This is a genomic window from Brevundimonas sp. PWP3-1b1 (genome assembly GCF_049896065.1).
Classification (GTDB): domain Bacteria; phylum Pseudomonadota; class Alphaproteobacteria; order Caulobacterales; family Caulobacteraceae; genus Brevundimonas; species Brevundimonas intermedia_B.
On the sequence record NZ_JAFCTO010000001.1, the window covers coordinates 1,720,584 to 1,746,667 of the forward strand.

The 26,084-nt window shown below is 66.3% G+C and carries 25 protein-coding genes; 10 read left to right on the forward strand and 15 right to left on the reverse strand.

The annotated features are described in order from the left end of the window. The first annotated feature begins 69 nt into the window (after positions 1 to 69). Together ACP69V_RS08490 and chrA are read left to right on the forward strand one after the other, a co-directional pair. Complete coding sequence (locus ACP69V_RS08490; RefSeq protein ID WP_426023471.1) at positions 70 to 477, forward strand: RidA family protein; 408 nt, start codon at positions 70 to 72, stop codon at positions 475 to 477. A 157-nt stretch (positions 478 to 634) separates the two neighbouring features. Further along, positions 635 to 1,834, forward strand: a complete 1,200-nt coding sequence (chrA, locus tag ACP69V_RS08495) for a chromate efflux transporter (RefSeq protein ID WP_426023472.1) — start codon at positions 635 to 637, stop codon at positions 1,832 to 1,834. A 12-nt stretch (positions 1,835 to 1,846) separates the two neighbouring features. Here the strand turns inward: chrA and ahpF are convergent, their stop codons facing one another. The 5 genes from ahpF to ACP69V_RS08520 form a co-directional block, all read right to left on the reverse strand. Continuing rightward, positions 1,847 to 3,442: an alkyl hydroperoxide reductase subunit F gene (gene ahpF, locus ACP69V_RS08500; protein ID WP_426023473.1), complete on the reverse strand. Its 1,596-nt coding sequence runs from the start codon at positions 3,440 to 3,442 to the stop codon at positions 1,847 to 1,849. A 143-nt stretch (positions 3,443 to 3,585) separates the two neighbouring features. Continuing rightward, a complete protein-coding gene (ahpC, locus tag ACP69V_RS08505) occupies positions 3,586 to 4,149 on the reverse strand; it encodes an alkyl hydroperoxide reductase subunit C (RefSeq protein ID WP_425984075.1) in 564 nt (187 codons plus the stop codon). A 266-nt stretch (positions 4,150 to 4,415) separates the two neighbouring features. Then, the gene (locus ACP69V_RS08510; RefSeq protein ID WP_426023474.1) at positions 4,416 to 5,618 is read right to left on the reverse strand and encodes an exo-beta-N-acetylmuramidase NamZ family protein; all 1,203 of its coding nucleotides are present in this window, start codon (positions 5,616 to 5,618) and stop codon (positions 4,416 to 4,418) included. Next, on the reverse strand, positions 5,615 to 6,121 hold the full coding sequence (locus ACP69V_RS08515) for a DOMON-like domain-containing protein (RefSeq protein ID WP_426023475.1): 507 nt from the start codon (positions 6,119 to 6,121) through the stop codon (positions 5,615 to 5,617). The genes ACP69V_RS08510 and ACP69V_RS08515 overlap by 4 nt, the downstream gene beginning before the upstream one ends. Before the next feature lie 42 nt (positions 6,122 to 6,163). Continuing rightward, the gene (locus ACP69V_RS08520; RefSeq protein ID WP_426023476.1) at positions 6,164 to 7,525 is read right to left on the reverse strand and encodes an alpha/beta hydrolase family protein; all 1,362 of its coding nucleotides are present in this window, start codon (positions 7,523 to 7,525) and stop codon (positions 6,164 to 6,166) included. A gap of 108 nt (positions 7,526 to 7,633) precedes the next feature. Between ACP69V_RS08520 and ACP69V_RS08525 the strand changes: the two genes are divergently transcribed. The 4 genes from ACP69V_RS08525 (at position 7,634) to ACP69V_RS08540 (ending at position 10,944) form a co-directional block, all read left to right on the forward strand. Then, on the forward strand, positions 7,634 to 8,404 hold the full coding sequence (locus ACP69V_RS08525) for a LytTR family DNA-binding domain-containing protein (RefSeq protein WP_426023477.1): 771 nt from the start codon (positions 7,634 to 7,636) through the stop codon (positions 8,402 to 8,404). Positions 8,405 to 8,566: 162 nt separating this feature from the next. Beyond that, positions 8,567 to 9,820 carry a tyrosine--tRNA ligase gene (gene tyrS / locus ACP69V_RS08530; RefSeq protein ID WP_426023478.1) on the forward strand — a complete coding sequence of 418 codons (1,254 nt, stop codon included), beginning with the start codon at positions 8,567 to 8,569 and terminating at the stop codon, positions 9,818 to 9,820. Beyond that, positions 9,820 to 10,290, forward strand: coding sequence for a peroxiredoxin (locus tag ACP69V_RS08535; RefSeq protein ID WP_426023479.1), 471 nt, complete (start codon positions 9,820 to 9,822; stop codon positions 10,288 to 10,290). The genes tyrS and ACP69V_RS08535 overlap by 1 nt, the downstream gene beginning before the upstream one ends. Before the next feature lie 114 nt (positions 10,291 to 10,404). Beyond that, positions 10,405 to 10,944, forward strand: a complete 540-nt coding sequence (locus tag ACP69V_RS08540) for a bactofilin family protein (RefSeq protein WP_346496079.1) — start codon at positions 10,405 to 10,407, stop codon at positions 10,942 to 10,944. 81 nt (positions 10,945 to 11,025) lie between these two features. Here ACP69V_RS08540 and prfB read toward each other — a convergent pair. Continuing rightward, a protein-coding gene (prfB, locus tag ACP69V_RS08545; protein ID WP_426023480.1) for a peptide chain release factor 2 occupies positions 11,026 to 12,148 on the reverse strand; the annotation gives its coding sequence in 2 pieces (ribosomal slippage) (positions 11,026 to 12,078 and positions 12,080 to 12,148; 1,122 coding nt in all). Positions 12,149 to 12,243: 95 nt separating this feature from the next. After that, positions 12,244 to 14,658, reverse strand: a complete 2,415-nt coding sequence (locus ACP69V_RS08550) for a penicillin-binding protein 1A (RefSeq protein ID WP_426023481.1) — start codon at positions 14,656 to 14,658, stop codon at positions 12,244 to 12,246. 136 nt (positions 14,659 to 14,794) lie between these two features. Between ACP69V_RS08550 and ACP69V_RS08555 the strand changes: the two genes are divergently transcribed. The 3 genes from ACP69V_RS08555 (at position 14,795) to ACP69V_RS08565 (ending at position 18,125) form a co-directional block, all read left to right on the forward strand. Beyond that, entirely contained in the window at positions 14,795 to 15,223 is a 429-nt protein-coding gene (locus ACP69V_RS08555; RefSeq protein WP_426023482.1) for an organic hydroperoxide resistance protein, read from the forward strand. Positions 15,224 to 15,282: 59 nt separating this feature from the next. Next, positions 15,283 to 16,287, forward strand: coding sequence for a cobaltochelatase subunit CobS (cobS, locus tag ACP69V_RS08560; RefSeq protein ID WP_409715214.1), 1,005 nt, complete (start codon positions 15,283 to 15,285; stop codon positions 16,285 to 16,287). Between the two features lie 71 nt (positions 16,288 to 16,358). Then, complete coding sequence (locus ACP69V_RS08565) at positions 16,359 to 18,125, forward strand: response regulator (RefSeq protein WP_426023483.1); 1,767 nt, start codon at positions 16,359 to 16,361, stop codon at positions 18,123 to 18,125. On the opposite strand, the gene ACP69V_RS08570 is transcribed toward ACP69V_RS08565, so the two are convergent. Continuing rightward, complete coding sequence (locus ACP69V_RS08570) at positions 18,122 to 18,481, reverse strand: phage holin family protein (RefSeq protein WP_425984096.1); 360 nt, start codon at positions 18,479 to 18,481, stop codon at positions 18,122 to 18,124. The genes ACP69V_RS08565 and ACP69V_RS08570 overlap by 4 nt on opposite strands. A gap of 107 nt (positions 18,482 to 18,588) precedes the next feature. Between ACP69V_RS08570 and ACP69V_RS08575 the strand changes: the two genes are divergently transcribed. Further along, positions 18,589 to 19,026, forward strand: coding sequence for an HIT family protein (locus tag ACP69V_RS08575; protein WP_346496066.1), 438 nt, complete (start codon positions 18,589 to 18,591; stop codon positions 19,024 to 19,026). Here the strand turns inward: ACP69V_RS08575 and ACP69V_RS08580 are convergent. From ACP69V_RS08580 to cyoA, 7 genes are all read right to left on the reverse strand, one after another. Then, positions 19,023 to 19,559 (reverse strand): response regulator transcription factor, encoded by a 537-nt coding sequence (locus ACP69V_RS08580; protein ID WP_135195413.1) that lies wholly within the window; start codon positions 19,557 to 19,559, stop codon positions 19,023 to 19,025. The genes ACP69V_RS08575 and ACP69V_RS08580 overlap by 4 nt on opposite strands. After that, a complete protein-coding gene (locus ACP69V_RS08585; RefSeq protein ID WP_426023484.1) occupies positions 19,556 to 20,878 on the reverse strand; it encodes an ATP-binding protein in 1,323 nt (440 codons plus the stop codon). The genes ACP69V_RS08580 and ACP69V_RS08585 overlap by 4 nt, the downstream gene beginning before the upstream one ends. Beyond that, on the reverse strand, positions 20,875 to 21,546 hold the full coding sequence (locus ACP69V_RS08590; protein WP_426023485.1) for an SURF1 family protein: 672 nt from the start codon (positions 21,544 to 21,546) through the stop codon (positions 20,875 to 20,877). Before ACP69V_RS08590 ends, ACP69V_RS08585 begins: the two co-directional genes overlap by 4 nt. A 94-nt stretch (positions 21,547 to 21,640) precedes the next feature. Next, entirely contained in the window at positions 21,641 to 22,036 is a 396-nt protein-coding gene (gene cyoD, locus ACP69V_RS08595; RefSeq protein WP_135195410.1) for a cytochrome o ubiquinol oxidase subunit IV, read from the reverse strand. Beyond that, positions 22,033 to 22,659 carry a cytochrome o ubiquinol oxidase subunit III gene (gene cyoC, locus ACP69V_RS08600; protein ID WP_425984106.1) on the reverse strand — a complete coding sequence of 209 codons (627 nt, stop codon included), beginning with the start codon at positions 22,657 to 22,659 and terminating at the stop codon, positions 22,033 to 22,035. The genes cyoD and cyoC overlap by 4 nt, the downstream gene beginning before the upstream one ends. Before the next feature lie 3 nt (positions 22,660 to 22,662). After that, on the reverse strand, positions 22,663 to 24,666 hold the full coding sequence (gene cyoB / locus ACP69V_RS08605; RefSeq protein WP_426023486.1) for a cytochrome o ubiquinol oxidase subunit I: 2,004 nt from the start codon (positions 24,664 to 24,666) through the stop codon (positions 22,663 to 22,665). Between the two features lie 13 nt (positions 24,667 to 24,679). After that, positions 24,680 to 25,909 carry a ubiquinol oxidase subunit II gene (gene cyoA / locus ACP69V_RS08610; RefSeq protein WP_426023487.1) on the reverse strand — a complete coding sequence of 410 codons (1,230 nt, stop codon included), beginning with the start codon at positions 25,907 to 25,909 and terminating at the stop codon, positions 24,680 to 24,682. Between the last annotated feature and the right edge of the window lie 175 nt (positions 25,910 to 26,084).

A 26,084-nucleotide genomic window follows, 5' to 3' on the forward strand; every position in this document is an offset into this window, starting at 1 on the left:
CGTCCGATCTATTCACATACGCAGCGTATATCAACGCCGCGCCTGGATATGAAAATCAAGGACTGCCCCATGACCGCCCCAACCACGCGAGACGCCGTCTTCCCTGCCGGCCGTCAGGCCCTCTACGACATCAATGGATATTCCGCCGCCATCCGCTCCGGCGACCTGCTCTTCGTTTCCGGCCAGGTCGGCAGCCGCGAGGATGGCTCGCCCGAGCCGGATTTCGCCGCCCAGGTCCAGTTGGCCTTCGACAATCTGACAGCCGTACTGGCGGCGGCCGGGGCGGGCCTGGACGACATCGTCGATGTCACCACCTTCCATACCGATCCTGAAAATCAGTTCGACACGGTCATGGCCGCCAAGGCGCGCGCCTTTCCTTCAGCGCCCTACCCGAATTGGACGGCGGTCGGCGTAAATTGGCTCGCCGGGTTCGATTTCGAGATCAAAGTGATCGCACGCATCCCGCAGACGGCGTAACCGGCGCGGAGGCGGCCTGATTCAGACGACGCTTGGAACAGGCTGGGATCGGCACTAGGCTGCCGGACCGGGCCATGCGGACGCCCGATCAGTCGCCCTGGGCGTCCAAGCTCCGCTCCTTTTTCCGCACCGAAGGGTGTGAACTGGAGCACGGCCTGTGACCTTGAGCGATCAAGAGCCCTCCCCGCCCTCCCTGTCCTACGCGGCCCTGTTTCTCCGCTTCCTTCGCTTCGGTCTTCTGGCCTTCGGCGGGCCGGTGGCGCAGATCGCCATGATCCGCCGCGATCTGGTGGATCAGGAAGGCTGGATGTCCAGCGCCCATTTCAATCGGCTTCTGGCTGTCCTTCAGGTCTTGCCAGGGCCCGAGGCGCACGAGCTGTGCGTGCATCTGGGCATGCGCGCCAGGGGCCGGATCGGCGGTCTGCTGGCCGGTCTCGGCTTCATGCTGCCGGGTTTCCTGATCATGCTTGGGATCGGTTGGGCCTATGTGTCGCTGACCCCGGTCATGGGCCTGCTGGCCGGCGCCTTCCTGGGCGTGCAGTCGGCGGTCGTGGCGGTCGTCATGCGCGCGGTCCACAAGATCGGCGCGCATATCCTTGAGGATCGCTGGCTCTGGGCCGTCGCCGCCATCGGCTTCGTCGCCACCCTGGCGGAGACCGGCTTCTGGATCGTCCTGATCGCCGGCGGCGCGGCCTATGCCTTAATCAAGGCCGGACGGCGCATCCCCGCCGTCATCGTTATGGCGATCGCGCTTGCCGCCGCCGTGGCGCTTCACCCCTGGACGACACCCATGGACGCGCACGGCGCCGCGCCACCCGCCGATCCGACCGCGTGGGCCATGCTCTGGACCGGTTTGAAGGCCGGTCTCCTGACCTTCGGCGGCGCCTATACCGCCATTCCCTATGTCCGCGAGGATACCGTCGGACGCGGCCTGATCGACGACGGAACCTTCCTGGACGGCCTGGCCTTCGCCGGCGTCATTCCCGCGCCGCTGGTCATCTTCTGCACGTTCGTCGGCTTCGTCGCGGGCGGATGGGTGGGCGCCCTGGCGATGACGGCCGGCGTCTTCCTGCCCGCCTTCGCCTTTTCGATGATCTTCTACGAGCGGCTCGAAGCAGTCGTCGCTGATGAACGCCTGCACCGCGTGCTGGCCGGGGTCGCCGCCGCCGTCGTCGGCATCATTGCGGCCACCAGTCTCCAGCTGGGACTGACGACGCTCCAGCGCGCACCGTCGGTCCCCATCGCGATCTTGATCTTTGCGACGGCTTTCGCAGCAGTCTGGTTCTGGAAAAGCCGCTATGCTGCGGCCGTGGTCCTGGCCCTTTCAGCCTTGGCGGGATGGGCGCTGTTTCGGTGAGGTAGAGACGGCCTACGCCGCCTCGACCGCCTCGACCGCCTGTTCCGCCGGCACGGTGCGGATCATGTAGTCGAAGGCCGCCAGCCCCGCCTTGGAGCCCTCGCCCATGGCAACCACAATCTGCTTGTAGGGCACGGTCGTCACATCGCCTGCGCCGAAGATGCCCGGCTGAGACGTCTCGCCGCGATGATCCACTTCGATCTCGCCGCGCGCCGTCAGGCCCACGGCGCCTTTCAGCCATTCGGTGTTCGGCACCAGGCCGATCTGAACGAAGATGCCTTCCAGATCGACGTCATGATGGGCGTCGGAGTTGCGGTCCTTGTAGGACAGGCCCGTCACCTTCTCGCCGTCGCCATGCACCTGGGTCGTCAGGGCCGAGGTGACGATCCGCACGTTCGGCAGGGTCGCCAGCTTCCTCTGCAGCACCGCATCGGCCCGCAGTTCGCTATCGTATTCGATCAGGGTCACATGGGCCACGATGCCCGCCAGATCGATGGCCGCCTCGACGCCCGAGTTGCCGCCGCCGATCACCGCGACCCGCTTGCCCTTGAACAGCGGCCCATCACAGTGCGGGCAATAGGCCACGCCCTTGTTCTTGTACTGCTCCTCGCCCGGCACGTTCATCTGGCGCCAGCGGGCGCCGGTGGCCAGGATCACGGTCCGCGACTTCAGGCTGGCGCCGTTCTCCAGCACCACCTCGTGCAGACCGCCCGGAACCTTGGACGGCACCAGCTTGGCCGCCTTCTGCAGGTTCATCAGGTCCACTTCATATTCGCGGACATGCTGTTCCAGATGGGCCGCCAGTTTCGGCCCCTCGGTATGGGGCACCGAGATGAAGTTCTCGATCGCCATGGTGTCCAGCACCTGGCCGCCGAATCGTTCGGCCGCGATGCCGGTGCGAATGCCCTTGCGTGCCGTATAGATGGCGGCCGCCGCCCCGGCGGGACCGCCGCCGATCACCAGCACGTCGAACGGATCCTTGGTCTTGATCTTCTCGGCCGCGCGCGCCTCGGCGCCGCTGTCGATCTTGGCGACGATCTGCTCCAGCTCCATCCGGCCCTGGCCGAACAGTTCGCCGTTCAGGAAGACCGTCGGCACGGCCATGATCTTGCGCTCGTCCACCTCGTCCTTGAACAGGCTGCCCTCGATGGCGACGTGTTTGATGCGGGGGTTGATGACGCTCATCAGGTTCAGGGCCTGCACCACGTCGGGGCAGTTCTGGCACGACAGCGAGAAATAGGTCTCGAACACATAGTCGCCGTCCAGGTCCTTGATCTGCTGGATCAGCTCCTGCGCCGCCTTGGACGGATGGCCGCCGACATGCAGCAGGGCCAGCACCAGCGAGGTGAACTCGTGGCCCAGCGGGATCCCGGCGAAGCGCACGCCGATATCCGTGCCCTTCCTGCGGATCAGGAAGCTGGGCTGGCGCTCGTCGTCATAGTCGCGGCCCATCTCGACCTTGCCGTGCGAGACCGAGACGATCTCCTCCAGCAGGGTCTTCAGCTCGATCGACTTGGGCCCGGCGCCCAGAGAGGCGACCAGTTCGACCGGATGGACGATGTTCTTGAGGTAGCCCTCAAGCTGAGATTTCAGATTGGCGTCCAGCATGGGGCAGTCCTCGAATTTCAGGGGTGGCGCGCCGCCTTCGAGCCGATCCCGGCGAGGCTTGCGCGATAGCGTCCGGCCCCCATGAGACAGGGAGGCGGCCGGGTGGGTCCGACCCGAAGGCCGGACCCGATAGGCGTTCAGTCTTAGATCTTGCCGACGAGGTCGAGCGACGGGGCCAGGGTCGCTTCGCCCTCTTCCCACTTGGCCGGGCAGACTTCACCCGGATGCGCGCGAACGTACTGGGCGGCCTTGACCTTGCGCAGCAGCTCGGCGGCGTTGCGGCCGATGCCTTCCGAGGTCGTCTCGGTGAACTGGATCACGCCGTCCGGGTCGACCAGGAAGGTCGAACGGTCGGCCAGGCCCACGCCCGGACGCATGGCGTCGAAGTTGTTGGTCACCTGGCCCGAAGGGTCGCCCAGCATGGTGTAGTTGATCTTGCCGATGGCCGGCGACGAGTCGTGCCAGGCCTTGTGCGAGAAGTGGGTGTCGGTCGACACCGAATAAATCTCGACGCCCAGCTTCTGGAACGCGTCATAGTGATCGGCCAGGTCTTCCAGCTCGGTCGGGCACACGAAGGTGAAGTCGGCCGGATAGAAGAAGAAGATCGCCCACTTGCCCGCGACATCGGCGTCCGTGACCGTCAGGAACTTGCCGTTCTTGTAGGCCTCGGCCGTGAAGGGTTTGATGGTCGTGTTGATCAAGGCCATGCGGGAAAATCCAATGCAGGGTGGTTGGGAGGCCTTCTCCCTACCGCACCGCAACAAATAAGCCCAATCACTTATTTGCAGATGCACAATAGATTTTGGTTATAGCGATCTCGCTGGCTTCCCACACTCACCGTCATCCTTGGGCTTGTCCCAAGGATCCAGACTCCCGGTGCTTGGACAGAAGTCACGAACGGGAAAACCGGCAGTATGGATCCTCACCACAAGGGCGAGGATGACGAGATTAGAGGGCTGAATGTCAGCCATCCTCAATACAGCAGGAACGGCCGCCGCGCCTCTTCCCACGCCGCCTCATCCGGCTTCGTCGCCGCATCCAGATCGGCAGGCGTGGCGCTTGCGTCGTCCACCCACTCCCGCAGCCCCGGTCCGCCATTGATCACATCGATGGGCAGTTTCCCGAACGCATACTCATACGGAAAATCACGCCACAGGTCGTAGTCGGGATAAAGCCGCCGGATCGCCTTGAACCCCAGGGCCTGCACCCGCCACGGCTTGAAGGCGGCGTGGTCATAGCCGGGGTGATCGACATGGATCTGCACCCCGCTGCACAGCTGGCCGACATGCTTATGGAAGGTCGGCTCAAACCACATGTCGCGTAAGGTGCAGCCGCGCAGCCACTCCGGCGCCAGCGCCCGCATCTCCGCGATCACCGCCCGCGCGTCGATGTCCGGCGCCCCGAACAGCTCCAGCGGCCGGGTCGTGCCCCGCCCTTCCGACAGGGTCGCCCCCTCCAGCATCACCGTACCGGCATAGGCGCGCGCCATCGACAGGTTCGGCGCATTCGGGCTGGGATTGACCCAGGCCCGCTCGCCCAGCGGCCAGCCGAAGCCCGGCCCCGTCTCGGGCGCCCAGCCCTGCATCTCCACCACCCGGTAATCCACATCCAGTTTGAACTGGTCGATGAACCACAGGCCCAGTTCGCCCATCGTCATCCCGTGCCGCATCGGCAGCGGCCCCGCCCCGACGAAACTCTCCCAGCCGGGCTTCAGCGTCTGCCCCTCGACCGGCCGCCCCGCCGGATTGGGCCGGTCCAGCACCCACACCGACTTGCCGCGTTTCGCCGCCGCCTCCAGCACGTACAGAAGCGTCGTCACATAGGTGTAGATGCGGCACCCCAGGTCCTGAAGGTCGATCAGGACGACGTCGAACGTCTCCATCCATTCGTCCCTGGGCCGCCGCACCTCGCCATACAGGCTGAAGACCGGAAACCCGTGCACCGGATCGCGATAATCCGGGCTCTCCATCATATTGTCCTGCAGATCGCCCTTCATCCCGTGCTGCGGCCCGAAGGCGGCGGTCAGCGCGATTTCGGGACAGGCGGCCAGGGCGTCCACCGCATGGCTCAGGTCCTTAGTCACCGACGCCGGATGCGCCAGGAGCGCGACACGCCGCCCCTTCAGCTGCGCCCTCAGGGCGTCGTCGGACAGCAGGCGGTCGAGACCGAAATTCATGGCAGTTCCAGCGCGAACGAGTCGGAATGATGAAAGTCCGGCTTATCCGATGGATGCGCCAGGGCCCAATAGGCGATCGCCCCGTCCAGCCTCTCGATCACCGCCGTCAGCCCGACGGCGCCCGTCGCATCCTCCGGCAGTTCCACATCGACCGTCAGTCCGAACCGCCCCGGCGCCATCCGCGTCACGATGAAGGGCGGTGCGACCTCCAGCGCCCGCATCCCCTCGCGATAGCCGTCGAGCCGATAGGCCGCCCACGCCCCCGACGGCGACAGATTATATTCGACATAGCCGCTGGCCGTCCGCACGAACGCCTCGAAACAGGTGGCCTGCCACAGCTCATCGGTCCTTTCCCGCGCCGCCGCCTGCGGCCAGCACACCCTCTCGACCGGCCCGGCCAGGACATATTCCAGGCTCAACACCCGCCCCGCCCGCCGCGCCTCGACCTCCAGCGTCAGCCCGGCGGGGGGCGAAATTGGGTGCGGGATCAGGGGCAGACGCATCCCGCCTTCGTATCGCACGCAGGTCGCGGGTCAATCGCCCGGTCAATGCGCGCGCGCCAAAACACGACCCTTGCCGTAGTCGCCATCCAGCCATCCCCTTCGCGCCCAATCCAATACGGCCTGAAAATAGCCGGGGGCGTAACCGATCGACGTGCGCTTGCCATCCGGCGCCGTCTCGAACCGGACGATGCCGTGGTCGGTGTCGGGATATTCCAGCAGGGTGACCGGCCGCCCCTGGGCCGCCAGATCGATCAGGCGTCGGCGTGTGGCCTCAGGCGGCGCGCCGGTATCGTCCTCGGCCTGTATCCAAAGCATCGGCGTGTCCAGGCGGCTCAGCACCGGCAGCGGGTCGTAATCCCACGATGTTCCGACATCGAGCGTCGGCGCCATGGCCACGATCTGCTCGTTCGGCGTATTCAGCAGCAATCCGGTGAACTCGCCCCTGATGTCGGCGAACCACGGTTGGGCGCGATACCTAGCCCGCACGCTCTCCAGACCACCAAAGCCGATCGCCCCGCGCGAGGCGACGAAAGCCCCGGTCACATCGGTGATCTCGCGGGCCTGTTCCAGCACATCGGCGCCCCACCCCTTGGTCTTCAGGTCCTGCACCACCTGGTCGCTGTCCTCGGCAAGCGCGCCATAGGCCAAGCCGAAGCCCACGGTGACGAAGTCCACCGGCGTCAGGCTGGCGGCCAGCGGCGCGATCCAGCCGCCCTGGCTGGCGCCGTGCAGGCCGACCCGGCCCGCCCGGTCTCCGGCCAGCCGACGGGCCTCCACCACGGCGGCGGCGGCGTCCTCGGCAAGGATATGGAAGTCCTGGGTGTACCGCCCCTCCGACCCGCCCGAGCCCCGCTTTGCATAGACGAAAACGCCTACGCCCTCCGCCGGAGCGAACCGCTGAAAAGCGTTGAAATCCAGCGCATTGGCGCCCTCCGACCCATGCACCTCGACCATGATGGGCGCCGGCCCGTCGCCGGGCGGCAGGATCAGCCGCCCTTTCAGCAGCGTCCCGCTTTGGCCGACGAAGGTCGTCTCGCGCACGTCCTGCACCAGACGGCGGCCGGTCTGGCCCTCAAACATGATCCGGCCCTCTTCGCAGGACGCCAACTGCGGCTGAGGCCCTTCGACGCGAGCGGTGGATCCCAGGGTGCTGACCCATTCCCCCTGGGCGCCCGGCATCATCCTGGCCGTCGTCCCATCCAGCCGACGCCAACGCAGACCCTTGTCCGCCAGCGGCGCAACATCCATCCAACTGCCGTCTTCCAGCCGATAGACGCCGACATGACAGACCACGGCCGGATCGGGGCGCTCATCGACGTCGGCTCCCGGAGCCTGGGCCAAGGCTGGGGCGGCGACGGTGGAGACGATGAGGGTCAGGGCGGCGACGAGCCAGGATTGCGACATGGGTGTTCCGATCAGGGTGGGGTTCTCGCCCAACGCCATTGCCGCGCCGCCGCCGGCTCGCTAGGCCCGACTTCGCGAACGGCGCCGTGGGTGCGTGAACGGGACGACATGGGTCACAAGACGAAGACCAACGGGACGACGACTGCGCGGCGCTGGGCCATCGACGCCGTCATGCTCGTCGCCATGGGCTTGCTGCTTGGATTTCTGGGCCCATTCGATTCGGACGATGCGCCTCTCGCCGCCCGCTATGCCTACTGGACAATCTGCATGCTGGGCGGCGGACTGATTGCGGTCGCGGTGGATGAACGCCTGGGCCGTCGCCTGCCCTTTCCCTGGCGGCGCGTGGTCTTGACCTCGGCGCTCGCCACGCCGTTGGTGACGCTGTTCGTCGTCATCAACCAGCACCTCCTGTTCGGCGAGCGGCGCTGGTCGATCTATCTGCCGCTACTCTGGCAGGTGGGGCCGATCATGTTGGCCGCGATGGCGGTCCGGGCTCTGGTCTGGCGCCGCCCGCCCGCACGCATTGAAACCAGAACCATCGTCGAGCCGCCCCTCCCGGAGGCGGAGGCGGCGTTCAGACGACGGCTATCCGCCAAGCGGCGCACCGCCCGGTTGATCGCCATCGAGGCTCACGACCATTATCTGAAAGTCCACACCGACGTCGGTCCCGAACTGATCACCCTGCGTTTCTCCGACGCCCTGGATGACTTGGCCCAGGCCCACGGTTGGCGGGTTCACCGCTCATGGTGGGTGGCCGCCGATGCGGTGGAAGACGTGCGCTGGCGACGGGGCGCGGGCGCGATACGCCTGGCCGGCGGCCTGACAGCGCCGGTCAGCCGAACCTACAGCCCCGTTCTGAAGGAAGCGGGCTGGTTCTAGAAACGCGCTCACGGCCCACACCACGACCGCCGCATCCCTCATACTTCCGTGGATTTTCGCCTTGAAAAACAGGCGCCAAAGCTGGCCGTTCCGCAATCGCCCCAACCGCCAGCCTAGAAGGGGAAGACGACCGTCGGCATCCCTGCTAACGGAGCCTCCGCCATGACCGAACACGCCTTCAAATCCGACTTCCTGCGCACGCTCCAGGCGCGCGGCTACATCCATCAGATCACCCACCCCGTCGAACTCGACGAGGCGGCCGCCTCGGGCGTGGTGCCCGGCTATATCGGTTTCGACGCCACCGCGCCGTCGCTGCACGTCGGCAGCCTGATCCAGATCATGATGCTGCGCCGCCTTCAACAGGCCGGCGGCAAGCCCATCGTCCTGATGGGCGGCGGCACGACCAAGGTCGGCGATCCGACCGGCAAGGACACGTCGCGCCCGCAACTGACCGAGGAAACCATCCAGTCGAACATCGACTCGATCCAGACGGTCTTCGCCAAATTCCTGACCTTCGGCGACGGCCCGACCGACGCGATCATGGTCAACAACGACGACTGGCTGTCCGGCTACGGCTACATCCAGTTCCTGCGCGATTTCGGCACCCATTTCACCGTCAACCGCATGCTGAGCTTCGACTCGGTCAAGCTGCGCCTTGAGCGCGAGCAGCCGATGACCTTCCTTGAGTTCAACTACATGCTGATGCAGTCGGTGGACTTCCTGGAGCTGAACCGAAGCCACAAGGTCACGCTTCAGATGGGCGGGTCGGACCAGTGGGGCAACATCACCTCGGGCGTCGATTTGGTGCGCCGGGTGGACCAGAAGGCCGCCTTCGGCCTGACCACGCCGCTTCTGACCACGGCCTCGGGCGGCAAGATGGGCAAGACGGCCCAGGGCGCCATCTGGCTGAACGCCGAACAGTTGTCGCCCTACGACTACTGGCAGTTCTGGCGCAACGCCGAGGACGCCGACGTCGGCCGCTTCATGCGCCTGTTCACCGACCTGACCCTGGAACAGATCGCGGAATACGAAGCGTTGGAAGGCGCGGCGATCAACGACGCCAAGAAGGCCCTGGCCGACGCCGCCACCACCATGCTGCACGGCGCCGAGGAAGCCGCGAAGGCCCGCGCCGCCGCCGAGAGCAACTTCGAAAAAGGTCAAGTCTCCGCCGACCTGCCGACCGTCGAACTGCCCTCGGCCGAGTTTTACGGCGCCATGATCGCCGCCGTCGTCACCAAGGCCGGCCTGACCGCCTCGAACGGCGAGGCCCGTCGCCTGGCCCAGGGCGGCGGTCTGCGCCTGAACGACGCCCCTGTTTCGGACGGCGCCCAGCTGCTGACCGAGGCCGACCTCAAGGACGGCGTGATCAAGCTGGCCGCGGGCAAAAAGAAGATCGTTCTGGTGAGGCCCGTCTGATGTCCGCAGCCGAAGGCCAGCCCGCCCCCGCCCCCGCCCTCGACCTGCCCACGGACGGCGGCGGCCGCATCACCCTCGCCGCCCTCAAGGGCAAGCCCGCCGTCGTCTATTTCTATCCCAAGGACGACACGACCGGCTGCACCCGTGAGGCCCAGGATTTCACGGCGCTTGCGCCCGACTTCGCCGCCCTGGGCGTCCCAGTCATCGGCGTGTCCAAGGACACGGTGAAGAAGCACGACAGGTTCAAGGCCAAATACGACCTCGCCGTCACCCTCGCCTCGGACGAGGACGGCGTCGCCTGCGAGGCTTGGGGCGTGTGGGTGCAGAAGAAGCTGTACGGCCGCGAATATATGGGCATCGAACGCGCCACCTTCCTGATCGACGCCGAGGGCCGGATCGCCCGCGCCTGGCGCAATGTGAAGGTCGCGGACCACGCGGCCGCCGTCCTGGAGGCCGTCAAGGCTCTGTGATCGACGACCACGGTTCGGAAGCCGTGCTTGACCTCATGCCCTCGCCCACGGCCTAGTGGCCTTCGGGGCTACTAGGGGCTTGGCCGGCCTTGGCTGGCAGATGCGGAGCGCACCATGTTCACCAAGAGCAAATCCTACGACAGCGGATCGACCGGGCTGGGTATTCCCCCCGCCCCTGAACCGACGCCGTCGCCGACCCCCAATCTGCCGGCGGCGACGCCTGCCGCCCGCGCGCCTGAACCGGCCCGCCCGGCGACCCGGTCCAGCAACCTGTCCACCCTCGCGGCCGGGGTGAAATACGAGGGCAATATCTCCGGCGCCGGCGAGCTTCAGGTCGAAGGCAACCTCAAGGGCGACGTCCGCGTCGCCCGCGTCGTCATCGGCGAAGGCGGCGCGGTCGAAGGCACCGTCCACGCCGACGTGCTGGACGTACGCGGCCGCATCACGGGCGCCATCGTCGCCAAACAGGTCAAGCTCTACGCCACCGCCCGCGTCGAGGGCGACATCACCCAGGAGCAGCTGTCCATCGACCAGGGCGCCTGGTTCCAGGGCCGCTGCAACCAGGCCAAGCGCGACACGCCCGGTGCCGCCATGCTGGAAGCCCCCGAGAAACCCGCCAAGACGGACAAGCCCGAAGCCAAGACCCCGGCCTGACCAAGACACAACGGGCTCAAGCAGGCCGAAGGCCGGTAGCCCAACAAACAAAAGGGCGGCCTGACAGGCCGCCCTTTTTCTTTAGTCCGTGCTGGACCCGCGCGTCTCGCCGACCCGGGCCGCCAGCGCCGCCCCCATGAAGGCGTCCAGGTCGCCGTCCAGGACCCCTTGGGTGTCCGAGGTCTCGACCTCGGTCCGCAGGTCCTTCACCATCTGATACGGCTGCAGGACATAGGACCGGATCTGGTGGCCCCAGCCGATGTCGGTCTTGGCGTCGGCTAAGGCCTGGGCCACGGCCTCACGCTTCTGCAGTTCCAGCTCGTACAGGCGCGCCCGCAGCATCTTCCACGCCTGTTCGCGGTTCTGGTGCTGCGACCGGCCGGCCTGGCAGGCCACGACGGTGTTGGTCGGAATGTGCGTCAGTCGCACGGCCGAGTCCGTCTTGTTGATGTGCTGACCGCCGGCGCCCGAGGCCCGGTAGGTGTCGGTGCGCACGTCCGACGGATTGATGTCGATCTCGATGGCGTCATCGACGACCGGCGACACCCCGATGGAGGCGAAGCTGGTGTGCCGCTTGGCCGCCGCGTCATAGGGACTGATCCGCACCAGGCGGTGCACGCCCGACTCCGACTTCAGCCAGCCATAGGCGTTCGGGCCGGAGATCAGGATGGTGGCCGACTTGACCCCCGCCTGCTCGCCTTCTTCATAGGCCTCGATCGTGACCTCGTAGTCGTGCGCCTTGGCCCAGCGGGAATACATCCGCAGCAGCATGCCGGCCCAGTCGTTGGACTCGGTGCCGCCGGCGCCGGAGTTCACTTCCAGATAGGCGTCGTTGCCGTCAGCCTCGCCGGACAGCAGGGCCTCCAACTCGGCGCGTGCGGCGCGCTCCTTGATGGCCCGCAGCGACGCGCGCGCGTCTTCCAGCGCGCCCTCGTCGCCTTCCTCGTCCGCCATCTCGGCCAGCATCACCCCATCTTCGAGGTCCTGCTCCATCGCCTTGACGGTGTTGATCTTGGCTTCCAGCTGCGAGCGATCGCGGCTGACGGCCTGGGCCTGTTCGGGCTTGTCCCACAGCGTCGGGTCCTCGACCCGCGCGTTCAGCTCATCGAGCTTTCTTAGAGCGACATCCCAGTCAAAGACGCCTCCTGAGCAGAGCGACGCTCTGCTCGATGTCGGCCTTCATGGCCTCGACATCCGGTCTCATCGCATTCTCCAGCGACACAACGCCCTCGAACAGGGCGGATTAATGGAAAACGGCGCGCCACGAGGACGCGCCGTTCGAAAGCCCTACCTAGAGCCTCAGTACAGTCCGCTCAAGTCCTCGGCCGGCGCCTTCTTGGGCGGCGGCGGCGCTGTGGGCGCCGGCGCGGCGGCGGGGGCGCCGCTGGCGGCCTCTTGCTCGCGACGGATGACATCATAGTAGTTCTGCGGTCCGGCGGGCTGCACAGGTCCGGTCGGCGTCGGCGGCGGGGCCTGACGCTCGGTGCCGGGGCGGAAGGCTTCCTCGATGCCGTTCACGGTGCGGAAGATGGCGTTCTTGGGCCGCACGAAGGGCCGGGCGGGCCGTTCCTTCAGCGCCGTCTGCATGAACTCGATGAACACCGGCACCGCTGCGGTCGTGCCCGTCTCGCCATAACCCAGGGAGCGGTTGTCGTCGAAGCCGATGAAGACCCCCACCACCACATCGGTGGTGAAGCCCACGAACCAGGCCGAGCGATACTCGTTCGTCGTGCCCGTCTTGCCGGCGACCCACGGACCTAGGCCCCGAGCGCTGGCGGCGGTGCCGCGCTGAACGACACCTTCCAGCATGGAGCTCATCTGATAGGCGGTGATCGGTTCGATGACCTGGGTTCCGCGCTGTTGCAGGCGGGGCGATTCCTGGCCCGAGAAGCCGCGTCCGCATTCGCGGCAGCTGCGGGCATCGGCGCGGAAAATGGTCTCGCCGTCGCGGTCTTGGACGTAGTCGATCAGATAGGGCGTCACCCGCCGCCCGCCGTTGGCGAAGGCGGAATAGGCGGCCGTGATCTCCAGCGGCGTCACCTCGCCGGCGCCCAGCGACACCGACAGGTTCGGGGTCAGGCCGGGAACGCCCATCCTGGCCGACTGATCCACGATCTTCTTCATGCCGACCGACTGGGCCAGGCGCACCGTCATGACGTTGCGCGACAGTTCCAGCCCGCGCCGCAGCGTCTGCGGGCCATAGTATTGGCGGCTGTAGTTCTCGGGCGTCCAGCGCTGGCCATTGGCCCCGCCGGCGAAGCTGATCGGCGCATCCAGCACGATGGAGGCCGGTGTAAAGTCGCCTTCAAGCGCCGTGGCATAGACGAAGGGCTTGAAGGCCGAACCGGGCTGACGCCGCGCCTGGGTGGCCCGGTTGAAGCTAGACAGGGCATAGGAATAGCCGCCGACCATGGCCAGCACGCGGCCCGACTGCGGCTCGATGGCCACCAGGGCGCCGTTGGCGCGCGGCACCTGTTTCAGGGCGTACTGGCCGCCCTTGGGCTCCACGAAAATCAGCTCGCCGCGCTTGAGCTGGCGATTGGCGTTGGCCCAGGCCGCGTCCGCCGCCAGCAACGTGCCGGATTCGTCGTCGCGGGCGGTGCGGATGCGGACCGTATTGCCACTGACGCTCTCGATGGCGGCGGCCTGCCAGCTGCGGCGTTCGGGCGGGGCCTGTTCCTTCAGCGCAGCCGCCTGCCAGCCGTCGGCGAAGTCGGTCGTGCCCCATCCGCCGCGCCAGCCGTGACGCCGGTCATAGTTTTCCAGCCCCTGCATCAGCGCCTGACGCGCCGCCGTCTGCAGCGTCGGATCCAGCGTGGTGCGCATGTAGAAGCCGCCGGCGCGAAGCTGCTCGCCGAACTGGGGATTGGCGGCGGCCTGACGACGGGCCTCCTCCACGAAGAAGTCCGCGTCCTTGTAGTCCGAACGTTGGGGCGCATCGCGCGTGACCAACGGCTTGGCGCGGGCGGCGACCAGTTCCGCAGGCGTCAGCCAGCCGCTCTGCTCCATCTCGCCCAACACCCAGTCCCGACGGCCCTTGGCCGCGCCGGGGTGGCGTTTGGGGTGATAGTTGTTCGGCCCCTTGGGCAGGGACGCCAGGAAGGCCGCCTCGTCCGGCGTCAGCTGACCCAGCGACTTGCCGAAATAGTTGTAGGCCGCCGAGGCGATGCCGAACGAGCGATAGCCCAGGAAGATCTCGTTCAGATACAGTTCGAGGATCTGCTCCTTGGACAGGGTCGCCTCCAGGCGATTGGCCAGGATGGCTTCCTTCAGCTTGCGGTTCAGGCTGGATTCGTTGGTCAGCAGGACGTTCTTGGCCACCTGCTGGGTGATGGTCGAACCGCCTTCCAGCCGTCGCCCCTGCGCCAGGTTGAAGACGTTCTTGATCGAGGCGCGGCCGATGCCGCCCACGTCGATGCCGCCGTGCTGGAAGAAGTTGCGATCCTCGGCGGCCAGGAAGGCCTGCACCACCGGCAAAGGAATCTGGTCGTAGGAGACATAGATTCGGCGCTCGTCCGAGAACTCGCCGATCAGGGTGCCGTCGCCGGCATAGACGCGCGTCGCGGTCGGCGGGCGATAATCCGCCAGCTCCGACGCATCGGGCAGGTCGTGGAACAGCCACGCCGCATAGACGGCGACCACAAGCCCCGCGAGGGCGATGCCGCCCAGCAGAACCATGCCCGCCCACACGAACCAGCGTTCGGCAATCTTCACTGCGTACTCCGACGACGCGCCCCGAAAGGGTGCTTTAGCCCGCGTCGCCGGTCGATTGCTAGAGCGGGCGTGCAACGTCCCCTTCCCCTCTCCCGTTAAGACCCCATCTCAAGCATCCCAACCCAAGGAGCCTGCCATGGAAGTTCTGTATCGCGCCCAGTCCACCGCCTCTGGCGGAGGCCGCGAAGACGGCCGTTCGGCCACCGACGACGGCAAGATCGACGTCAAACTGTCCACGCCCAAGGAAATGGGCGGCAAGGGCGGCGACGGGACCAACCCCGAGCAACTCTTCGCCACCGGATACGCCGCCTGCTACCTCGGCGCCCTGCGCCTGGTCAGCGGCAAGGCCGGCACGCCCGTCGGCCCGGACACCAAGGTCACGGCCGGCGTCGGCTTCGGCAAGAACACAAAGGGCGAGGGCTTCAACCTCGACGTGGACCTGACCGTCACCGATCATGGCCTGGAGCAAGCCGTCATCGACGACCTGATCGAGAAGGCGCACCAGGTCTGTCCCTACTCCAACGCCACCCGCGGCAACGTGGATGTTCGCCTCAGCGCGAAATAAGCGACGCTGAGGGCCGCGCGCGTGTTGAGCCGCGCGCGCGGCGCCTCTAGATGAGGTCCATGACCTCCCCGCTCGACGCCTCCCCCGATCCCCTGTTGACGCTCGAACCGCACCGCCGCGTGACCCTGCGCGAAGCCTTCGGCGTGGACAGCGACATGACCGTGCCCTGCTTCGCCGAGCGCGACAGCCATGTGCCCGAGATCGACGAGGCCTATCGCTTCGATCCGCAGACGACGATCGCCATCTGCGCCGGCTTCGCCTTCGACCGCCGCGTCATGGTTCAGGGCTATCACGGCACCGGCAAGTCGACCCATATCGAACAGGTCGCCGCCCGCCTGAACTGGCCCCTGGTGCGCGTGAACCTGGACAGCCACGTCAGCCGGATCGACCTGATCGGCAAGGACGCCATCGTCCTGAAGGACGGCAAACAGATCACCGAGTTCCGCGAGGGCATCCTGCCCTGGTCGCTGCAACGCCCCATCGCCCTGGTATTCGACGAGTACGACGCCGGCCGCCCCGACGTGATGTTCGTGATCCAGCGCGTGCTGGAGGCGCAAGGCCGCCTGACCCTGCTGGACCAGAACCGCGTCATCCGCCCCAACAAGCATTTCCGCCTGTTCGCCACCACCAACACCATCGGCCTGGGCGACACCACAGGCCTGTATCACGGCGCGCAACAGATCAATCAGGCCCAGCTGGACCGCTGGAACATCGTCACGACGCTGAACTACCTCGACCACGACGTCGAGGCCGAGATCGTCGCCGCCAAGGTGCCCGAATGGTCCGACGCCGAGGGCCGCCGCCGCATCGCCGCCATGGTCCGCGTCGCCGACATGACCCGCAACGCCTTCATGAACGGCGACATCTCCACCGTCATGTCGCCCCGCACGGTCATCACCTGGGCCCAGAACGCCCTGATCTTCAACGGCGACCTGGCCCTCAGCTTCCGCCTGACCTTCCTGAACAAGTGCGACGAACTGGAACGCCCCACCATCGCCGAGTTCTACCAGCGGGCGTTCGGCGAGGACCTGCCCGAGGCGGCGACGCGGGTGAAAATTGGCTGATCCCATCCACGGTTGAGGCCTCGTTAAGCTCCCTGCCTTATGGCCACGCTTGAAGCGGGGACCTGGCGTAATTGGCCGACAGTACAGATTACCTAAAGGCCTATGCCGAGCGGTACCGGGACATGTTCCCGGTGCGGCTGGCCACCATCGCCGCCATCGTGCTCCTGACCTTCTGGGTGCTGGGATGGGGATGGGCGGCGAACTTCGCGCTCTTCCAATTCGGTCTCTATGTCCCGCTCTGGCATGCGGTTCAGACCGCGCGGGCGCGACCGGACGCGCCCGGTGCGGCCCGCAGATTCCGCCTGTCGGCTGAAATCATCACCCTATGTCTGGCCGGCCACAACGCCCTGTTCATCCTCGCCGCCTGGCAGGCCGAACCTGAACATCTCGATTATCTTCGCCTGCTGCTGGCCGGCAATCTGATGGTCGGCGCCCACCAAGTGCATATCAGTCGCGCGAGCTTCGCCGCTGCCGTTCTGCCCCCGTCGATCGCCGCCATGGTGATCGCCTCCTATCAGGTCGGTTCTGACCCCCGCCTTCTGGGCGCCGTGGCCCTGTTCGTCGTGGGCGTCAGCGCCGCCGCCTGGCGACAATGGCGTAGTGATCGTGATGCCATCGATTTGATGATCACGGTCACGGAACGTTCTCGCGAGCTTCGCATCGCCCTGGCCGAGGCCGAGGTGAACCGCGCCGCCGCCGAACGGGCGAACAAGGCCAAGTCCCGCTTCCTGGCGATGATCAGCCATGAGGTCCGCACGCCCCTGAACGTCATCCTGGGACTGACCGAGGTGCTGCGCGGCCGTCCACGCCCTGCGGCGGAAGCCGCCGTCGTCACGGATATGGCGGACGCGGGCGGCATGTTGCTGAGGCTGTTGAACGGCGCCCTGGACATATCCAAGATCGAATCCGGCCAGGACGACCTCCAGCTCGCCCCCGTCGATCTCTCCGAAAAGCTGGACGCCATCGCCCGCATCTGGCGCTCGCGCGTCGAGGAACTGGGCCTGACGCTGGAGATCGAACGCCAGGGCGCGCCAGAGCATTTCGTCGTCATGACCGACGAGGCGCGGGTGGAACAGGTGCTGATCAACTATCTGTCCAACGCGCTGAAGCTGACGCCGAACGGAACGATCCGCATCCTGGCCCGCGCCCTGCCCGCCCCCGACGGGCGCATAGACCTGGACTTCGAGGTCCACGACCAGGGACCTGGCGTGCCGACGGACCAGCGCGAGCGCATCTTCCAACCCTTCGAACAGCTCCCAGCCGGGCGCGCGGCGGGCGGTTCGGGCCTGGGCCTGGCGCTGTGCCGCGCCAGCGTCGAGGCGCTGGGCGGCGCGCTGGGCGTCCGGTCGGCGCGCCCGCAAGGCGCTGTCTTCTGGTTCCGCTTCACCGCCGACCGGGCGGGCCCGGCGTCGATACCCGTTTCCCCGGCCGCACCGGCGCCGATCGCCTCAGGTCATGCCCCTCGGATCCTGGCCGCCGAAGACCACCCCGCCAATCGCAAGCTGCTGACGCTGCTGCTCGAACCGTTCGGCGTCGATCTGACCCTGGTCGAGAACGGACAGGAGGCGGTCGCCGCTGTGCGCGAACAGACCTTCGACCTGGTGCTGATGGACGTGATGATGCCCGTTATGGATGGCGTGGAGGCGCTGATCGCCATCCGCGCCGAACAGGCCGCGTCCGGCCGCCCGCGCACGCCGATCCATATGCTGACGGCCAATGTGTTCGACGAGGATGTCGCGCGCTACAGGGCGGCCGGCGCCGACGGGGTGCTGAAGAAGCCCATCGACATCGCCGCTCTTCAGAGCGTCATCCTGGGCGCCATCGCGGTGGAAGCCTAGCGGCGCGCCTCTTCGCCGCCACCGATGAAGGCGCCGGCGATCCAGCTGACCACGCCCGTCACGATGGCCGCGCCGATGCCGGCCCACAGGCCGTCGACCCGGAAGCCGTCCAGGAAGATGGACGTCAGCCCGATCATGGCGGCGTTCACCACCAGCAGGAACAGGCCCAGGGTCACCACGGTGATCGGGAAGGTCAGCACCACCAGGATCGGCCGCACGAAGGCGTTGACCAGCCCCAGGATGATGGCCGCCGCGATCAGCGATCCCGTGCTGGTGAAGTCCACGCCCGGCACGAACCGCGCGGACAGCCACAGGCCCGCCATGGTGACCAGCGCCTGGATGATGAAACGGATCATGTCGTGCCTCGTTGTGTTCAAGCGTGACCATAATGCACGGCGCGATCGAAGGCTCCCCCTTCGCGGCCGCCGCTGCTATCCAACGTCAAACTGCACGGAGACCGCCCATGAGCCTGCACGGCGCCTATGACCCGAACAACATCTTCGCCAAGATCCTGCGCGGGGACATTCCCTCGGTGAAGGTGTGGGAAGACGACCACGTCCTGGCCTTCATGGACGTGTTTCCCCAGTCGGAAGGCCACGTCCTGATCATCGCCAAACAGTCCCAGGCCCGCAACCTGCTGGAGGTCGAGCCAGAGGTTCTGGCTCGCATGACCGCCGCTCTTCAACGCACGGCCAAGGCCGTCGAAAAGGCGCTTCAGCCCGAGGGTCTGGCGATCCTTCAGTTCAACGGCGACGCGGGCGGACAGACGGTGTTCCACCTGCATTTCCACATCGTGCCGCGTTGGGCCGATCGGGAGATGAAGGGTCACGGCCATGCGCCCATGGCCGACACTGCGACCTTGCAGGCTCTGGCCGACCGGATCGCGGCCGAACTCGATTAGGTCACGCGCCGCTTTTCCAGCTTTCGCGCCAGGGTGCGGCGGTGCATGCCCAGGCGGCGCGCCGCCTCGGAAATGTTGAAGTCGGTTTCCACCAACGTCTCGTGAATCCGCTCCCATTCCAGGGTCTTGATCGAGGTCGGGCGCGTGCCCAGCGGCGTCTCGGCGTCGCCGTCCGCCCGCCCGAACGCGGTCTCGATGTCGTCGGAACTGGCGGGCTTGGCCAGATAGTGGCGCGCACCCAGCTTGATGGCCTCGACCGCCGTAGCGATGCTGGCGAAGCCGGTCAGGACGACGATATTCATCTCAGGATCGAAGGCGTGCAGGGCCTCCACGCAGGTCAGGCCCGAGTGACCGCCCAGCTTCAGGTCCACGACCGCATAGCCGGGCCGGTGCGTCTTCAGCACCTCGGTCATCTGGTCGGGACTGGCGGCGCTGACGACGGCATAGCCGCGCCGTTCGAACGAGCGTCTCAGGGTGGTCGAGAAGGATTCGTCGTCCTCGACGATCAGCAGCAGTCTGGCCTCATCGGTCATGGAACGATCTCGTCCTTGGGCGCCAACGCCGACAGCGGCAAAGTCAGCCGAACCTCTGCGCCGCCGGCCGGGGGATTGGAAGCCTCGACCCGTCCGCCCAGCGACCGGATCACGTTCATCAGCAGGAACAGCCCCAGGCCGGCGCCTGCGCGCGGCTTGGTCGAGTTGTAGGGCTTGCCCCAGGCCTGAAGGATGACGTCCGGGAACCCCGGCCCGTCGTCTCGCACGGCGATGCCGAGCGTGTCGTCCGTCCGCGTCGTGGTGACGGCGATGCGCCTGGCTCCCGCCTCGACGGCATTGTCGAAAAGCACGCCCAGCACCTGGCGCAGGGCCGGGTCGGCGATGATGGACGGGTTCTGAGCCAGTTCGTCGTGGATCTGCACCGCCACGCCGGCGCCGCTCCAACTGGCGACGACACCCGCGACGAAGGCGCGCAGGGTGGTGCGCTCGGGCGCCTGTCCCCTCGCCTCGCCGGCCGACATCAGGATGCCGGTTACGATGGCCTTGCACCGCTCGACCTCGGCCCGCATCACGGTCATGTCCTGAACCAGATCGGCGTCCTGCGTCAGGGCCGGCATCCGCTTCCAGTCGCTGAGGATCACGGACAGCGACGCCAGCGGCGTGCCCAGTTCGTGCGCGGCCCCCGAAGCCAGCAGGCCCATGCGGACGATGTGGTCGTGCTCGGCCGTCTGCTGTCGCATGGCGGCGACGGAGGCGTCGCGCTCGCGCAGGTTCTGGCTGATCCGGGTGACGAACAGAACCAGCAGCACAGCCATCAGGACGAAACAGATCAAACTGCCCTGAAGGTACAGGCTGAGCAGCGAATCCTCGCGCGCCGGGGGCAGGTTCAGCGGCTGGGAATGCAGGCCAAGCCCGGCGAAACACAGGCTGGTGATGGCGATCAGGGCCCAGGCATAGACGGGCGCCAGCAGCACGGCCCCCAGCACGACCTGCAGCAGATACAGCGCCACGAACGGATTGGCCGCTCCTCCCGTCAGGAACAGCAGCCAGGTCAGGGCCGCCACATCCGCCAGCAGGGCGATCATCAGGGCCTGATCCTCGACCTCCTCGCGGCGTGCGGTCAGCGGTGCGCTGATCAGATTGACCAGCACCAGCCCGGCCGGCGCCGCCAGCAGCCACATCACCGGCAGCGGAATCCGCATCACATACTGAACCAGCAGGATCGTCGCCATCTGCCCGGCGACCGCCAGCCAGCGCAGCTGGATCAGCAGCAGCATGTTGCGCCGGTTGGCCCCCCCGTGCGACGCGACGCCGCCTCTGAGCCCCAACCCCAGCAGCCGTTGCAGGGCCGTGGTCATGGCCGGTTGCGCCTGCCGTCGCGCAGGAACAGCCAAAGGCCGACCAGCGTCAGCAAGGCCATGCCGAACCAGGTCAGGGCATAGACCAGGTGGCTGTTGGCGAACCGGATCACGGTCAGCCCGCCCAGCGGCCAGCCGCCCGGATTGGGCGTCGCATCCGCATCGATGAAATAGGGCGCGACGTTCGCCAGGCCACGCCGCGCCGCGATCGCCGCGACGTCGCGCGATCTCCAGCGGTCTCCCACCGCGTCGTTTGCGCGCAGGAAGCCGCCCTTGGGCTCGGTGATCCTGAGCAGCCCCACGATGGTCTGCGGCCCCATGACCTGTCCATCGGCGCGAGCGGCCGCATCGCGACGCCCGGCAGGCACGAAGCCGCGGTTGATCAGGACGGAAAAGCCGCGCGCATCGACCAGCGGCGTCATGACCCAGAAGCCGCCGCCCGCATCGGTCACGGCCTGAACCAGGGTTTCCTTGTCGTGCTCGAAGACCCCCTGCACGACGACGCGACGATACTGATCGTCCTGTCGCGTGACGCTCTGCCACTGCCCCGGTCCCGGAGCGGGCGCAGCCGGCGCGTGGACGCGGGCGTCGACCTGGGCGATCAGGTCCGTCTTCCAGGTCAGTCGCTGAATCTGCCAGCCGCCCAAGGTCAGAAAGCCGACGAACAAGCCCAGCCCCACGACCGATACGACGAGGCGGATCGGTCGCGAGCGCTTGGCCTTATCGGGGGCCGGGGCTGAAGACGGGTCCGTGATCTCGACCTCAGCTGCCCATGTTCGTCATGTCGTGCGTCATGGGCATCATGTTGGTGTTCAGGTGGTACATGACCCACAGCGAACCCGACAGGGCGATGACGACGACGATGATGGTGAAGATCAGCGCCAGCATGATCCAGCCGCCCTCGGACTTGGAGTTCATGTGCAGGAAGTAGATCATGTGGACCACGATCTGCACCACGGCGAAGCCCATGACGATCAGGGCCGTCGCCTGGGTCGGCAGGACGCCGGTCATCACCAGGGCGAACGGGATCGCCGTCAGGATCACCGACAGCACGAAACCGATCATATAGCTCTTGAAGGAGCCGTGATTGTGCCCCTCGTGGCCCAGGTGGTCCGCATCGTGGGACTCAGGCGAGTGGTCGTTCTTGTCGGCGCTCATCGCAGCATGCCCAGCAGATAGACGAAGGTGAAGACGCCGATCCAGATGACGTCCAGGAAGTGCCAGAACATCGACAGGCACATCAGGCGGCGTTTGTTGGCGGGGATCAGGCCCTTCATGCTGACCTGGACCATCAGCGTCACCAACCAGATGATGCCGAAGGTGACGTGCAGGCCGTGGGTGCCCACCAGGGTGAAGAAGGCAGACAGGAAGGCGCTGCGTTGCGGCGTCGCGCCCTCATGGATCAGGTGCGCGAACTCGTAGAGTTCGATGCCTAGGAAGGCTAGGCCGAACAGGCCCGTGACCGCCAGCCAGATCAGGGTCTGACGCTGGTTGTTCCTGTCCATCGCCAGCATGGCGAAGCCGTAGGTGATCGACGAGAACAGCAGCATGGCGGTGTTGATCGCCACCAGCTCCAGGTCGAACAGTTCCTTGGGCCCCGGCCCGGCGGCGTAGTTGCCGCCCAGCACGCCGAACACGGCGAACAGCATCGCGAAGATGAGGCAGTCGCTCATCAGATAGAGCCAGAAGCCCAGCATGGTGCTGGAGCCCTCCTCGTGATGCGGCTCCTCTTCCAGATGGAAGACGGTGGGGTCGTCGAGCTTGATCGTTGTCGCGCTCATGGATCAGGCCTCCGTTCCGGCCAGGGCGCGCGTGCGCGCCTCTTCGGTCGCACGCACCTCATCCTCGGGGATGTAGTAGTCGCGCTTGTAGTTGAAGGTGTGCCCGATCGAGACGGCCAGCACCCCGATGAAGCTGATCGCCGCCAGCCACCAGATGTACCAGATCAGCGCCAGACCCATCACCAGGCACAGGCCCGAGATGATAACGCCCGCCCCCGTGTTCGACGGCATGTGGATCGCCTTGTAGCCGGTCAGCGGGCGCTGATAGTTCTTCTTCTTCATGTCCCACCAGGCGTCGGCGTCATGGATGACCGGCGTGGCGGCGAAGTTGTAGGCCGGCGGCGGCGAGGACGTCGCCCACTCCAGCGTGCGGCCGCCCCACGGATCGCCCGTGACGTCGCGCAGCTTGTCGCGGTTGATGATCGACACGGCGAACTGGATGAACATGGCCGCGATGCCCAGGGCGATCACGCCCGCGCCGATGGCGGCGATCACGAACCAGATTTGCAGCGACGGATCGTCGAACACCCGCATCCGGCGCGTCACGCCCATCAGGCCAAGCACGTACAGCGGCAGGAAGGCCAGCCAGAAGCCGGGCACCCAGCACCAGAAGCTGATCAGGCCCCACTTCTTGTCCAGCTTGAAGCCGAAGGCCTTGGGCCACCAGAAGTTGATCGCCGCGAACAGACCGAACAGCACACCGCCGATGATGACGTTGTGGAAGTGCGCCACTAGGAACAGCGAGTTGTGCAGCACGAAGTCGGCCGGCGGCACCGCCAGCAGCACGCCCGTCATCCCGCCGATCACGAAGGTCAGCATGAAGGCGATCAGCCACATCATCGGCAGTTCGAAGCGGATCCGCCCCCGGTACATCGTGAACAGCCAGTTGAAGATCTTGGCCCCGGTCGGGATCGAGATGATCATCGTGGTGATGCCGAAGAAGCTGTTCACCGAGGCGCCCGAGCCCATGGTGAAGAAGTGGTGCAGCCAGACCAGGTAGGACAGGATCGTGATGACGACCGTGGCGTAGACCATGGAGGTATAGCCGAACAGCTTCTTTCCCGAGAAGGTCGAGGCGATCTCCGAGAAGACGCCGAACAGCGGCAGGATCAGGATGTAGACCTCCGGATGACCCCAGATCCAGATCAGGTTCACGTACATCATCGGGTTGCCGCCGAAGTCGTTCGTGAAGAAGTTGGTGCCGACGTAACGGTCCAGCGTCAGCAGGGCCAGGACGGCGGTCAGGACCGGGAAGGACGCCACGATCAGCACGTTGGTGCACAGCGAGGTCCAGGTGAAGACGGGCATCTTCATCATGCCCATGCCGGGCGCGCGCATCTTAACGATGGTCGCGATCAGGTTGATGCCGGACAGGGTCGTCCCCACCCCCGCGATCTGCAGCGCCCATATGTAGTAATCGACCCCGACGCCGGGGCTGTAACCGATGCCAGACAGCGGCGGATAGGCCAGCCAGCCGGTGCGCGCGAACTCGCCAACGAACAGCGAGGCCATGACGATGATGGCGCCGGCCGTGGTCATCCAGAAGCTGAAGTTGTTCAGGAAGGGGAAGGACACGTCGCGGGCGCCGATCTGCAGCGGCACGACATAGTTCATGATCCCCGTCACCAGCGGCATGGCCACGAAGAAAATCATGATCACGCCGTGGGCGGTGAAGATCTGGTCGTAGTGGTGGGCGTTCAGATAACCCTCGGACCCGCCGAAGGCCATGGCCTGCTGGATGCGCATCATGATGGCGTCGGCGAAGCCGCGCACGAACATGATCAGACCCAGGATCATGTACATGATCCCGATCTTCTTGTGGTCCACGGTGGTGAACCACTCCTTCCAGAGATAGCCCCACATCTTGAAATAGGTCAGGGCGCCGACCAGGGCGAGGCCGCCCAGTATGACCACGGACATGGTCACGACCAGGATCGGCTCGTGCAGAGGCAGGGCCTCCCACGTGAGGCGCCCGAAGATTAGCGGAATGAGTTGGTCAGCGTTCATCGACTGTGTTCGCTCAGGCGTTGGGGGCGGAACGGATGTCGGTCGGAACCGGCCCCGTAGCGAAGGGATTGCGGGCCAGGGTCGTCAGCGAGGCCATGGGGGTCTGCTTGGGCGACAGCCCCTGCCCGGTCAGACGCTCCAGGCTGGTGGGACCGACGACGGTGTCCAGTTCCGCGCGACGCATGCGGTCGGCAGCGGCGGCCTCGGCCTGCAACGGCGTGCAGATGGTCATGACGTAGCTTTCGTTCGACCCGAAATAGGCCGGCGACTTACCGCGCCCGGCATATTTGTCGTAAACCAGCGGCATGGTGTTGCGCACCGACGCCATGCTCAGGCCGCCTTGACGGTCGATTGCCATCATCTCGCCCATGCACATCTTGCCCGGCTCGACGCACATGTTGAGGATGGCGTCCCACAGCGCGCCGTCGACGGCGCCGAAGTGCAGGACCGGCACCTTCTCGCTGGGCTTCTCCAGCTCCAGATACTGATCACGATCCAGCGTCTGGCCGCCCTGGCGCACGCCCGACACCCACTGGTCGAAGCCGGATTGGTCCAGGCCGTGGAAGGCGAAACGCATGTTGGAGAAGCCGTCGCCGGAATAGTTGGCCGAGAAGCCTTCGTATTCGCCCGGACGGTTGATCACGGCGTGCAGCTTCGTCTCCATGCCCGGCATGGCGTAGATCTGACCGGCCAGGGCGGGAATGTAGAAACTGTTCATCACCGACGACGAGGTGATGTGGAAGCGGATAGGGCGGTCGATCGGCGCGGCCAGTTCATTGACCGTGGCGATGCCGTACTGCGGGTAGATGAACATCCACTTCCAGTCGAGCGCGACCACATTGACCTGCAGCGGCTCGACGCTCTCGTCGACGGCCTGACCAGGCTTGATCCGGTCGATCGGACGATAGGGGTCCAGCAGGTGGGTGCCGGCCCAGGTCAGGGCGCCCAGGCAGATGATGATCATCAGCGGCGCGGCCCAGATGACCAGCTCCAGCGACGTGGAGTGATCCCAGTCGGGCTGATACTCGGCCTCGGCCTCCTTGTTCGACGCCCGATACTTCCAGGCGAAGAAGACGATCAGCGCCATCACCGGCACGATGATGATCAGCATCAGCAGGGTGGAGATCATCAGCAGGTCGCCCTGCTGGGCGGCGACGTCGCCGGCAGGGTTCAGCACGACCAGATTGCAGGCCGACAGCAGGGCCACGAGGGGCGCGAGCAGGAGTAGGCGCAGACGGCGCAAGGCGGATCCAATCGAAAAGCGTCGGGCAAAGGGGAGGCGCCGCGACGGTTGGCGTTCGTAGGCTGCGGGATAGTCAGCTTCGTTCTGGAACGACATTGGACAATCTGTCCTATCCTCTTGAGGCCGCTTTCATCGCAAAGGGCGCCCGGTCATAATGCGGCAATCGGCCGTACGC